This window comes from Yersinia sp. LJYL362 (assembly GCF_048323875.1).
Map to the genome: position 1 here is coordinate 1 of NZ_JBLWEX010000166.1, position 13,019 is coordinate 13,019.

The window sequence follows — 13,019 nt, forward strand, 5'->3', positions numbered from 1 at the left end:
CATCTAAAACGCCTCCACTAAAAAGTCATATTCGGTCAAGTTACTAATCTATATGTGGGCGAATTGTTTCTTTTCAACTGCCCGTATTTTCATAATCAATGTTTTCATACCCAGCATTCTACTGATGCATGTCTCCGCTGATTCGTGATTAGTCCCTGCGGTTGGGAATAAGATGGGGCCAGGAAACGCAGCATCAAGGGGGGAGATGAAAAAAAATTACTTTTTATCACCCTCAAGATCATTGTTTCCAAGCGCGCGGATCATTATGATGCCGCGCGCACTGAGGGATATCGACGACTTTTTAGTCATTCAGGCGCTTTATACTTATTCGGATAATTATCCATTATTTTTAGCAATCTGTTATTGCAGAGGACTTATGAACACCACCAAGTTGGCGAATCCTGGCCCATTAGGCCTGATGGGTTTTGGGATGACTACCGTCTTGCTTAACCTGCACAACGCAGGCTTCTTCCCCCTAACCTCTGTTATTTTGAGTATGGGGATTTTTTATGGCGGTTTGGCTCAAATTCTGGCAGGTATGCTGGAATATAAGAAGGGTAATACCTTTGCTGCCACCGCATTCACTTCATATGGCGCATTTTGGCTGAGCCTGGTGGGTTTGCTGATGCTACCTAAAATGGGTATGGCAGAAGCAACAGATGCACAATTCCTCGGCGTTTATTTAGGTCTATGGGGTATCTTCACACTGTTTATGTTCTTCGGTACCTTGCCCGCTAACCGTGCTTTGCAGTTTGTGTTCGGTAGCCTGACGCTGCTGTTTGCTCTGCTGGCTATCGGTAACTTCACCGGTAACCATTCACTGCTGGTGTTCGCCGGCTTTGAAGGCATCATTTGTGGCGCAAGCGCAATTTATCTGGCGATGGCGGAAGTATTGAACGAACAATATGGCCGTACCGTGTTACCTATTGGTGAACCAAGCCCGACTTTACAAGCGCAACCTGTAATTTAATTACAGATCACCTAAACAGTTTATATTTAGCAGCCTCTGAACATTCAGGTTTAGAGGCTGTTTTTTTATTTTCACTCATCATATTTTAAATAAAATATATTATTCGATAAAAATTAACACCATAAAATAATCAAATAGAATGATGAAAATAGATAAAGTAAAGAAAAAATGCATCATATAATATCTAAGCCCTGTAGGTAACATGGAACAGCAGAGTAAATAAATACAAGGGCCAGCCAATGAAAATAGCCATAACACTATTAACAATTATTATATTAATGATGCCAAGATTAGTTTATTCAGATGAAGACAAAGTCTGTTTCTATGCAAAAGATGAATTTGAAGGAGAGAATATTTGCTTAGCACCTAATGAAGAAATAGATTTGTATTACAGTGGCGAAACATTACCTGTTCATAACGATAGTATTAAATCCATATCAATTCCCTCAGGAATGAAAGCCACCGTCTATGGGAACGATAATTTTAATGCTCCCTATTTTGAGTTAACAGAGAGCATCACTGATGAGAGTTTAAAAGCCTTGGGAATGAGTAGTACGATTACGGGCATCAAAGCATCAGAAGATACAGGTCTTAGCTGTGATCAACAATGTGTCATTGTAAGCAATCATAGAATAAAACTCGTTGATACATTTGGCGAATACTGGAATGATACTCGCTTAAAAAACAAACAGGTGCTATTTGTCTTTAATACTGATGGCCTTGGAGAAGATGATAATTATGATCTTACGTTATTGAATAGTGCTAACATTACTATCAATAAGAGAAGAATTAGCTTTTCTGATCAAGGGATGAGAAATAAGTTTTACTTTGAACGCTACAAACGTAGTAAAAACCTGTCTTTTATTATACAAGTAAAAGAAGATACTTTACAAATTCAATATATTCAAACATCAAAGAATAATTTAATAGAAGTATCGCCTATCATTTCCTTTGACTGGGATAACACAATTTATACATCCCCTAACATAGTCATAACCAACTACAATCAAGACAATCCTTTAATTCTTGCAAAAAACATACTGACTGCAGACACAGATGATAAAGATTGGGAAAAAAGAGATTTAACGCAAACAAGTAAAATAATGTGTACTTTCACCCCTTTTTTAAACATCTACAATTATCTTATACAAGGAAAATGCCAACAGTTAGATAATATCGTATTCAGTGCAGATAAATACTTCAGCAGTAATACAAAAGGGAAAACATTACATATTGCTGGAAATAGTCAACCATTGAAACAAAAACCACTAAAAGAAATGGAATTACGAACAGAGGAAACTACTGATAATTACATGACATTGACATACATCCATAACAATATAAATAGTGCTTCTCTAAGCCTCCCAGCTGTAGCTAAAGCCTGTATGGTTTCACTCCATTATTTACTTAACTCTCGTCCTACCCGGCAAATAAGGCCCCAGTGTATTGACTGGACATTGGAGGTGATGACTGACTTCACCTTGCTGTTTGGCAACAGCTTAGAAACCTGGAATTCAGCATTTTTTGGCCGAATAATAGATTCAATAATCAGAACAGGAGGCACCGGCGTCGCAGTCGAGAATCAAGCAGTAGAAAATAGGTTAATCCATGCTATAACAGAAAAAATAATAGATAGAACGACCCACAATACCTTTGGTGATATTAAAACCGCGTTAGACTACGCGCGACTTAGTTATGTATCTTATAGTGCTCATTTTTCATCTGATGAGTCACCATCACAGGTGGAACTCCTACCATTAGGAATTTATGAGTTATTATTAGAAACTTTAATCTATAGACCGACTCCCCCAATAATCATTTCACACGGTGAGTCTGTCGAGCAGACTGAATTAGAGTTCGAAATAGAAATACTCCCAACCCCTACCCCCGAGGAGGAAGAAAAACTTTCAGATGTCGAAGTTAGCAATGCCCAAGCTATGCGGAAAAAACTGAGGGAAACCGTTGCTCTCTGGGAGCAGCAATATGAACAAGGCTACCCCGCTCAAGGTGCCAGTGCGGATGTCGATACAGAGGAAACTAATGAGGCCAAGAACCGACTGCTTCGTGCTGGAAATGTTGTGACAGGTATTATCAATCGCAGATTAATTCTTCACCGCCCTGGTGAAATATATGTCATCGTTAAATTTCAAGGAAGAGTTATCGCCGTCGTACTGGCTGACCGTTTTAATAGCCGCGATGAAGTGGAACTGGTTGCATCTGCGACACTGCCAGACTATGTCTTATTCCCCGACCGCGAAGGAACTGTAAGAGGGGCTGGGACGGCGGCAGTGAGAGAGCTGGGCCGATATTTACAGCAACAAGGTGCCAGAACATTATTCGCTGAAGTCATTTCTCAGCCCTCGGCTCGGGTCAAACAGAAGGTCGGATTTAATTTTAAGAGTGAGTTTTAAATGATACCCGGCAAAAAATAGCCCATACCATTATGGGCTATTTCCTGTCAGCGACATGAACTCAAAAACGCACTTATTCGGCCAAAGCTTTCTTTGGCAGATGTACTTTCACATCACTATTAATATCATTGCGTAGATAGATTCCTAACAGGAGCCCTACCAACGATAACAGCAACATGTAATACGCGGGAGCCATAGGAGTCACCTTCATCAATAAGGTCACTACAATTGGCGTCAACCCACCAAAAATGGCATACGCCACATTGTAGGAGAAAGAAATTCCGGTAAAGCGAATCTCAGCCGGGAATGCGCGCACCATAACATAAGGCACTGCGCCAACAAGACCGACACAGAATCCAGCCAACATATAGTGGGTAATTAACTGGCTCGGATCAGTCAGATTAGTGTGATAAAACGACCATGTCGACGCCGCCAACATTAGGCTACCAACAATAAAGGTTCTACTCGCACCAAAGCGGTCAATGGTTAGCCCAGCAATGACACAACCCAATACCAGCGCGACAATCGCCAGGCTGTTTGCTTGCAATGCCAGCGCGGGCAGTACGCCGAACTGCTTCTGCAAATAAGTCGGGGTCATTAAGATGACGACCACGATACCGGCAGACAGCAACCAGGTCAGTAACATCGAAACCACAATTTCTTTTTTATGATTAACCACCACGGATTTCAGCGGCAGTTCCTCAGCCAAGGTCTTGCGAGCCTGCATCTCTTTAAAGATGGGGGTTTCCTGCAACCAGCGGCGTAAATACATGGCGAACAAGCCAAAAATCCCACCGAGGAAGAACGGCACACGCCAGCCGCCATCTAAAATAGCTTGGGGACTTAAGGTGGTATTCATTGCGGTAGCCACCAGTGACCCCAATAAGATCCCCGCCGTCAAACCTGCCGTTAAAGTACCGCAAGCAATACCAATGCGCCGACGTGGTACGTGTTCCGCCACAAATACCCATGCACCAGGAACTTCACCGCCAATTGCCGCACCTTGCAATACGCGCATTAACAGCAACAGCAGCGGCGCTGCAATGCCGATAGAAGCATACGTCGGCAGCATACCAATCGCGAGTGTTGGCAGTGCCATTAACAAAATACTGAGAGTAAACATCTTCTTACGGCCAACCAAGTCACCAAAATGCGCCATGATAATGCCGCCCAGCGGACGCGCCAGATAACCCGCGGCAAAAATACCGAATGTCTGCACCTGACGCAGCCACTCAGGCATGTCCACCGGGAAGAACAGATCACCAATAACCGCAGCAAAGAAGACGAAAATAATGAAATCGTAAAACTCAAGCGCTCCGCCTAATGCAGCCAAGGTGAGGGTTTTATAATCTTGCTTATTCAGCCGACGATTATGATTATGTTGTTGGGCAACATGAGGTTGCGATAAGTCGACTTGAGATGAATTGTGTTCTTGAGACATATGACACCGTAATAAACCAGAGTAGGGGAAGAAAAATATTTTCAGCATTTTGTAAAGTAAACATGACTATACCGTACAAAATTCCCCACACTCACAGAATGGTATCTTATGTTGTAAAAAGTTTTAATTTAGCTTTTTATATCGACAATGGCATTCTTTGGACGAAATGCCGCTACCACTTCAGCATTGGTCTCTATATAAGGCCCATCCAGTAGTTGAATGCAATAAGGCACACTAGCAAAAATCCCCGCCACTACCACCTTCGATTGGGCATCTTTCACCCCTTCAAGGGTCTCTTTGATGGATTTAGGCTGCCCCGGTAAATTGATAATCAATGCCTGCTTACGGATAACGCCAACTTGACGGGATAATATCGCGGTCGGGACGAAATGGAGGCTAATTTGGCGCATTTGCTCACCAAAACCCGGCATCTGCCGATCGGCGATAGCCAAGGTGGCATCAGGGGTAACATCACGTCTTGCGGGGCCGGTACCGCCGGTGGTCAATACCAAATGACACCCCATTTCATCGACTAATTCACACAGGGTTTGTTCAATCAGCGTTTGCTCATCGGGGATAAGACGGGTTTCTATGTCAAAAGGAGTGGTCAACGCACTTGCCAACCACTCTTCCAGTGCTGGAATCCCTTTATCCTGATAGACCCCACTTGAGGCGCGATCAGAAACGGAAACTAAACCTATACGCAATGTATTCATATAACTACCTCGACGAAAGCCCTTTATCTGTGGCGAATAATAGCATACCCCAGGTTATTGGAACTGCCCTCAGACCCAGGTAACAGGCAATAAAAAAGGCGGCTTACGCCACCTTTTCGTCACATCACTGCGGAGAATCAATCACCGCCAGTCAAATTACAGCAGGTCTGAGATCATCTTCTCAAGTTTGCCCTGATCGACAGCAAACTTGCGAATGCCATCAGCCAGTTTATCAATCGCCATTGGGTCCTGATTGTGCTGCCAGTAGAACTCAGCTTCAGTCAGTGGTGTAGGTTTAGCTTGAACTTCACCGGTATAAGCCAGTTTACGCTCGACTGGACCTTCGCTTTCTGCCAACTCTTTTAGCAGAGATGGAGCGATAGTCAGGCGGTCACAGCCCGCCAGTTCGATTATCTCACCCAGATTACGGAAGCTTGCGCCCATAACCACCGTTTTATAACCGTGTTGTTTGTAATACTGGTAAATCTCGGTCACGGAAACAACACCTGGATCTTCGTGTGGCGCGAACTCTTTTTTGTCACCATTGGCTTTGTACCAGTCAAGAATACGGCCAACAAACGGTGAAATCAGGAACACACCCGCTTCAGCACAAGCACGCGCTTGGGCGAAGGAGAACAGCAGAGTCAGGTTACAGTTGATGCCTTCTTTTTCCAGCTGTTCCGCAGCACGGATACCCTGCCAGGTAGAAGCCAGTTTGATCAAAATACGGTCATTGCTGATACCCGCTTCGTTATACAGTTTGATCAGACGTTTCGCTTTTGCCACGCTAGCAACGGTGTCGTAGGACAGACGAGCATCAACTTCGGTAGAAATACGGCCCGGGATCAGTTTCAGAATTTCCAAACCGATATTGACGGCCAGTTTGTCAGTGGCATCAACGATTTGCTGAGCGTGATCACTGCTTTGTTCGCGAGCCCAGGCAATGGCTTCGTCGATCAGCTTACGGTATTCAGGAATTTGGGCAGCATTCAAAATCAATGATGGGTTAGTAGTTGCATCTTGCGGCTGATACAGCTTCATTGCCGCGATATCCCCAGTATCGGCTACTACAGTGGTGATTTGACGTAGGGAAGTAAGTTTATCGGTCATGTTGTCGTTTCTCATCGTTTGTGCATGAACTTTTGGCATGTCGCAACTTTTATCTCGGTCGAAATGGCGCTTCATCTCATTCGGAATGTTAGCGGTTTCGCAATATTAGCTATTTCGACGTCTGCCTTGTCTTGATAATAACATGCGTAAGCCTTGGTGCAAGGCAGTTAAACTGATTAAAAAAAGCGCAAACAGGCAGTATTTGGTTCGCAACCGTTTTCGCCTTTTAAAACAGCCAGAAACCGGCAGGTTAATAGCAATTTCATCCATTCTTATCGTGCTGAGACGATTTAGCTAAACTATATCATCTCTGGCAACTCAATCTATCTATCCTAGCAATCGTCCAATCTTCTTTTTGCTACACTACGCTTTTTGCTACAGTGTCTTATTTAAATATACCCTAAATAATTCGAGTGGCGGGAAGACGGTAAGTGAGTGAGTCCCCAGGAGCTTACATAAGTAAGTGACTGAGGTGAACGAAAGTAGCCAACGCACATGCCGCTTGAAGTATGCCGGGTATTAATAGGATGTCATCATGCTCATTGTTATTTCCCCGGCTAAAACCCTTGATTATCAAAGTCCGCTAGCGACCAAAAAGTTTACTCAGCCAGAGATGTTGGATAAATCACAACAGCTTATCGAGATCTGCCGTGAGCTGACACCAGCCCAAATCAGCAGCCTGATGGGAATTAGCGACAAACTGGCCGGTTTAAATGCTGCCCGTTTCAGCGAATGGCAGCCTGATTTCACGCCAGACAATGCGCGTCAGGCGATCCTGGCTTTTAAAGGCGATGTTTATACCGGCATGCAGGCGCAGAGTTTCAGCGCTGCCGATTTTGATTTTGCCCAACAGCACTTGCGCATGCTCTCTGGTTTATACGGCGTATTGCGCCCGCTAGATTTGATGCAACCCTATCGTCTGGAAATGGGGATCAAGCTGACCAACCCACGCGGCAAAGATCTCTATTCGTTTTGGGGCGATCAGATAACAGAGAAACTGAATCAGGCGTTGGAACAGCAAGGTGATAATGTACTGATAAATCTCGCCTCGGATGAATACTTTAAGGCCGTGAAGCCCGCCAGGTTGGCCGGATCATTGATTAAACCGGTCTTTCTGGATGAGAAAAACGGCAAATATAAAATTATCAGTTTCTATGCCAAAAAAGCGCGTGGCTTGATGAGCCGATTTATTATTCAAAATAAGCTGACCAAACCAGATCAACTGGTTGATTTTAATCTGGAAGGTTATGAGTTTGATGCCGGGCTATCGGCGAAAAATGAGTTGGTTTTTAAGCGGGCTGAACAACACTAGAAATGACCACGCAACGATTAAAATAGTTGATAAGCGGGGAAATGTGCCGAATGGGTCGTAACGGCGTAAGCCGTCAGAGCGCCCATCGGTGCAGTCGCCCCGCTAAACTTCGGAGCCAATCAGATTGGCCCCTTATGCGCTTAATTATTTCGGTAACGCCATCAAGAAAGTACGTAATCTCACAAAATCTGCTGGCAAATCATGAGATAACAACGGTAATTGTGCCCGCACTGCCAGTGGTTTTGGCAGCGGTAATTCTTGCCCCAGAATCTCTTCTACACTTTCTTTGAATTTCGCCGGATGAGCGGTACCGATAAACAGCCCAAATTCCCCGTCTTGTAACTGATCACGCAATACACGATAAGCAATGGCAGCATGAGGCTCTGAGATATACCCCAACTCCGCCAGCTCGCGCATCGTCTCTTTGGTGACATCATCACTGACAGCGCCGTGGCCCAATTCTTTCAACTGCCAGATTTTACGACGATAAAGCTCTTCAACACGCGGCCAGTTATTCGGCTGACTGACATCCATAGCATTCGATAACGTCGCCACCGTCGGCTTTGGCTGCCACTGGCCATTCACCAAGAAGCGCGGCACGGTGTCATTGGCATTGGTGGCCGCGATGAAGCGTTTTACCGGCAAACCTAACGATTTTGCCAGCAAACCCGCCGTCAAATCACCGAAGTTGCCACTTGGCACGGAGATAACCAGTTGGTTACGCGCTTCTTGCGGCAACTGGGCTACGGCTTCGAAGTAATAGCAAATCTGAGCCAGCAAACGGCTGATATTAATGGAGTTAGCAGAGTTAAGGCTCAGTGCTTGTTTCAGTTCTTCATCATCAAAGGCTTGTTTGACCAGCGCCTGGCATGCATCAAAATCGCCCTCAATCGCCACAGTGTGAATATTGCCACCCAGCGTACAGAACAGTTTTTCTTGCAGCGGGCTGATTTTGCCACGTGGATAGAGGATAACCACACGGACGTTTTTCAGACCATAAAATGCATGAGCCACTGCCGCCCCGGTATCACCAGAGGTTGCGGTTAAGATAGTGACCGGCTGGTCGCCAGCCACTTCGGCCAGCATTTGCGCCATAAAACGTGCGCCGAAGTCCTTAAAGGCCAATGTCGGGCCGTGGAACAACTCTAGTGCGGCGATATCATTCTCAACCTGAGCAACCGGAGCTGGGAACTCAAACGCCGCCTGAACACGTTTGGTTAACACCTCTGGTGCGATTTCATTGCCGATAAATGCAGACAAAATACGGCTGCTGCGGGTGACAAAATCCAGATCCAGCAGTTTATCAATTTCTGTCAGTTCAAACTCAGGCAACTCCAGCGGGAAGAACAGCCCCTGCTGCTTGCCCAGGCCCTGTTTAATCGCTTGCGCGAAGCTGACCTGCTCGTTGTGATCTTTAAGGTTATACAGTTTCATGCGTTATCCCAGTAGTCGTGCGCCTGCGGTATCCAGACGGCAAATATGAACAAAACCTTCGTCGTTTTGCAGGTAATGATTTTGTAGCCAGTTCGCCATGCGCTGCGCGGTCTCGGTATCATTGCAGACGGCAAACAGCGTGGGGCCAGAACCGGAAATACCACAGGCCAGCGCGCCAATATCCTGCGCGGCTTGCCTTGCCGCAGCAAAGCCCGGCAACAATTGAGTGCGGTAAGGCTCGGCGATGACATCTTTCATCATTCTAGCGGCTAAATCCGGCTGCTGAGTGTGGCAGGCATGAATAAACCCAGCCAAATTGCGCCCATGGGCAATACAATCCTGACGGCGATATTGTGCCGGTAAAATAGCGCGAGCCTCAGCGGTAGAGACTTTAATGCCCGGATAAGCCATCACCCACAGCCAGTCGTCAAAACCGGGCACGCTTTGACTGATATAGCCGGGCTGTTCGAGAATCAGCTGCATGCCACCCAAATAGCACGGCGCAACATTATCAAAATGAACGCTGCCAGATACCCGCCCTTCCAGCTCGCCCATCAGGCCCAATAATGTGAATTTATCTAGTGGGTTGCCGCAGAATTCGTTCATTGCCATCAAGCCAGCAACAACAGAACAAGCACTGGAACCCAGCCCTGAGCCAATCGGCATGTTCTTTTCCAACACCATGGCTACCGGGATCTCTTTGCCCATTTCCTGACAAAAACGCTCCCAGCATTGATAAACGATATTTTCTTTTGGATCATCAGGTAATTTGCTGACAAAGCGGCCTTCGTTTCGCAGACTAAAACTGTTTGCTGCGGTCACACTGACACAATCGCCCAGCAAAGTGCCATCGACCGGTGAGACTGCCGCACCCAGCACATCGAACCCGACGCTGACATTGCCAATCGATGCCGGAGCATAGATCTTAACCATATTTAAACTCCTAACTTCCATGATAATGTGCGTAAAAGATCAGCGAACACCCCAGCAGCAGTGACATCATTACCCGCGCCATACCCACGAAGCACCAACGGGAGCGGCTGATAATAGTGGGTATAGAAGGCCAACGCATTCTCACCATTTTTCACTTTATACAGAGGATCGTTACCATCTACGGCATCCATCCGAACGATACAGCGCCCCCCTTCAATCACCCCGACATAACGCAGCACTTTGCCCTGTTCTGCGGCATTTGCCACCAAACGGCTAAACTCGCCGTCCAGTGACGGTAGGCGAGCGAGGAAGCTGTCTACATCACCGCTGGCATCGAAGCTGGCTGGCAGCACTGACTCAACGTCGATATCAGCCAATTCAAGTTTGTACCCTGCTTCACGCGCCAAGATCAACAATTTCCGGGCGACATCCATGCCGGAAAGATCATCGCGTGGGTCTGGCTCGGTATAACCCAGCGCCTTCGCCTGCAATGTGGCTTCTGACAAGGTCATCCCTTCGTCCAGTTTACCGAAGATAAAGGAGAGTGAGCCTGACAGAATGCCAGAAAAACGCATCAGTTCGTCACCCGCATTGAGCAAGTTCTGCAAGTTTTCGATAACCGGCAGGCCCGCACCGACGTTGGTGTCATACAAGAATTTGCGACATGACTTCGCCGCCGCCGTACGCATCTGACGGTAGTAATTCATCGATGAAGTATTGGCTTTCTTGTTTGGTGTCACAACATGGAAGCCATCTGCCAGGAAATCGGCATATTGATCCGCAACAGCCTGACTGGATGTACAGTCAACAATCACCGGATTGAGCAAGTGATACTCTTTCACCAGACGAATTAAGCGGCTGAGATTAAAGGGTTCCTGCACTTCGGCCAGTTCATGACGCCAGTTATCCAGCGAAATACCGTGCACATTGGTTAGCATGGCTTTGGAATTAGCGATACCGCAAACGCGCAAATCGATATGGCGCTGTTTCAGCCAAGGTTGTTGACGATAGATTTGCTCGATTAATGCCCCACCTACACCACCGACGCCAATGACAAACACTTCAATAACTTGATCGGTATTGAACAACATCTGGTGACAAACCCGCACACCGGTGGTGACGGCATCATTGCTAACTACCACGGAGATAGAACGCTCGGACGAACCTTGCGCAATCGCGATAATATTAATATTGGCACGGGCCAGTGCTGAGAAGAAACGAGCCGAGATGCCACGTAAAGTGCGCATGCCATCGCCAACCACTGAGATAATCGCCAGATGCTCCATCACATCCAATGGCTCTAACAGACCATCTTTCAATTCCAGATAGAATTCGTCTTCCAATGCTTTGCGAGCACGGATTAACTCACTCTGGGGCACACAGAAACTGATGCTGTACTCAGAAGAAGATTGAGTAATCAGTACCACTGAAATACCGCTGCGCGACATCACCGCAAAGACGCGGGCGGCCATACCGACCATGCCTTTCATCCCTGGGCCAGACACGTTAATCATCGCCATGTTATTCAGGTTGGTGATGCCTTTCACGGGGAAACCATCATCACTGCTTTCACCACCAATCAAGGTACCCGGTGCTTGCGGGTTAGAGGTATTTTTAATCAGGCAAGGAATTTGGAACTGGGCGATAGGCGAGATAGTGCGGGGGTGGAGAACCGAAGCACCAAAATAGGACAGCTCCATCGCTTCCTGATATGACATCGATTTCAATAATCGGGCATCAGGGACAACACGGGGGTCACAAGTATAAACCCCATCCACGTCAGTCCAGATCTCACAACAATCAGCGCGTAAACACGCCGCTAACACCGCCGCAGAATAGTCCGAACCATTGCGCCCCAGTACCACCAGCTCCCCTTTGTCATTACCGGCAGTAAAACCGGCCATCAGGATGATATGGTCAGCCGGGATACGGCTGGAGCCAATACGGCGGGTAGATTCAGTGATATCAACGGTGGATTCGAGATAATGGCCCTGTGCCAATAATTTCTCGACCGGATTAATCACACTGACCTGATAACCTTTCGCTTGGAATAATGCTTCCATAATGGCGATGGACAATTTCTCGCCGCGGCAGATGATAGCGGCATTGATGCTGTCCGGGCATTGACCGAGCAACGAGATACCGTGCAGGAAGCTTTTGAGTTGCGCAAACTCTTGGGCCACCAGCGCTTTTAAACGTTCGTATTCAAAGCCCGGTTGCGCATCAGCCAATCCCCGTAATAGCTCGGAAAAAATCCGCTCAGCATCACTGATGTTCGGCGAGATATCTTGCCCAGCCACCATTTTGTCGATCATCGCCACCAAATGGTTGGTAATCTTAGCGGGAGCGGACAATACCGTCGCCACTTGTCCCTGACGCGCATTACTTTCAATGATATCGGCAACACGCATAAAGCGTTCTGCATTTGCTACTGATGTCCCGCCAAATTTCAGCACTCGCATTTCTGATTCTCTCCCGCTTTCGCGCTTTTTTATCGCAAACTTTTTTGCAAAGATTTGATTGAAAAAAAAAGCCCGCACTGTTTAGGTGCGGGCTTTTTTTTGATGTTTCCTGTACGCGTCAGCCCGCCCCGTAACCTGTGGTTTCGGTGGTGGTAATAATTGTTGTGTTCAGGCTGATGTATCGCATGTCGTCTGTCTGTCTCATAAATAATGTGGCTCTACCTCTATTG

Annotated in this window: 10 protein-coding genes and 1 other annotated feature; of the genes, 3 read left to right on the forward strand and 7 right to left on the reverse strand. The window is 46.6% G+C overall.

What is annotated here, in order from left to right; genetic code table 11:
- Positions 1-376 precede the first annotated feature (376 nt).
- Positions 377-970 (forward strand): acetate uptake transporter, encoded by a 594-nt coding sequence (gene satP, locus ACNSO8_RS07925; RefSeq protein ID WP_418394338.1) that lies wholly within the window; start codon positions 377-379, stop codon positions 968-970.
- Between the two features lie 239 nt (positions 971-1,209).
- On the forward strand, positions 1,210-3,381 hold the full coding sequence (locus ACNSO8_RS07930) for a GNAT family N-acetyltransferase (protein WP_418394339.1): 2,172 nt from the start codon (positions 1,210-1,212) through the stop codon (positions 3,379-3,381).
- A gap of 73 nt (positions 3,382-3,454) precedes the next feature.
- Here the strand turns inward: ACNSO8_RS07930 and ACNSO8_RS07935 are convergent, their stop codons facing one another.
- From ACNSO8_RS07935 to tal, 3 genes are all read right to left on the reverse strand, one after another.
- On the reverse strand, positions 3,455-4,822 hold the full coding sequence (locus tag ACNSO8_RS07935) for an MFS transporter (RefSeq protein ID WP_418394340.1): 1,368 nt from the start codon (positions 4,820-4,822) through the stop codon (positions 3,455-3,457).
- Between the two features lie 128 nt (positions 4,823-4,950).
- A complete protein-coding gene (gene mog / locus ACNSO8_RS07940; RefSeq protein WP_418394341.1) occupies positions 4,951-5,538 on the reverse strand; it encodes a molybdopterin adenylyltransferase in 588 nt (195 codons plus the stop codon).
- Between the two features lie 156 nt (positions 5,539-5,694).
- Entirely contained in the window at positions 5,695-6,648 is a 954-nt protein-coding gene (gene tal / locus ACNSO8_RS07945) for a transaldolase (RefSeq protein ID WP_418394342.1), read from the reverse strand.
- Between the two features lie 535 nt (positions 6,649-7,183).
- Between tal and yaaA the strand changes: the two genes are divergently transcribed.
- Positions 7,184-7,960 (forward strand): peroxide stress protein YaaA, encoded by a 777-nt coding sequence (gene yaaA / locus ACNSO8_RS07950; protein ID WP_418394343.1) that lies wholly within the window; start codon positions 7,184-7,186, stop codon positions 7,958-7,960.
- Between the two features lie 144 nt (positions 7,961-8,104).
- Here yaaA and thrC read toward each other — a convergent pair whose 3' ends face one another.
- The 4 genes from thrC to thrL all read right to left on the reverse strand — a co-directional run bounded on the left by thrC (position 8,105) and on the right by thrL (position 12,994).
- Complete coding sequence (gene thrC / locus ACNSO8_RS07955; RefSeq protein ID WP_418394344.1) at positions 8,105-9,394, reverse strand: threonine synthase; 1,290 nt, start codon at positions 9,392-9,394, stop codon at positions 8,105-8,107.
- Between the two features lie 3 nt (positions 9,395-9,397).
- Positions 9,398-10,327: a homoserine kinase gene (gene thrB, locus ACNSO8_RS07960; protein WP_418394345.1), complete on the reverse strand. Its 930-nt coding sequence runs from the start codon at positions 10,325-10,327 to the stop codon at positions 9,398-9,400.
- A 2-nt stretch (positions 10,328-10,329) separates the two neighbouring features.
- A complete protein-coding gene (thrA, locus tag ACNSO8_RS07965; protein WP_418394346.1) occupies positions 10,330-12,789 on the reverse strand; it encodes a bifunctional aspartate kinase/homoserine dehydrogenase I in 2,460 nt (819 codons plus the stop codon).
- A gap of 61 nt (positions 12,790-12,850) precedes the next feature.
- Positions 12,851-12,969 (reverse strand) — a sequence feature (Thr leader region).
- On the reverse strand, positions 12,908-12,994 hold the full coding sequence (gene thrL, locus ACNSO8_RS07970) for a thr operon leader peptide (protein ID WP_071598596.1): 87 nt from the start codon (positions 12,992-12,994) through the stop codon (positions 12,908-12,910). Its footprint overlaps the feature before it by 62 nt.
- Between the last annotated feature and the right edge of the window lie 25 nt (positions 12,995-13,019).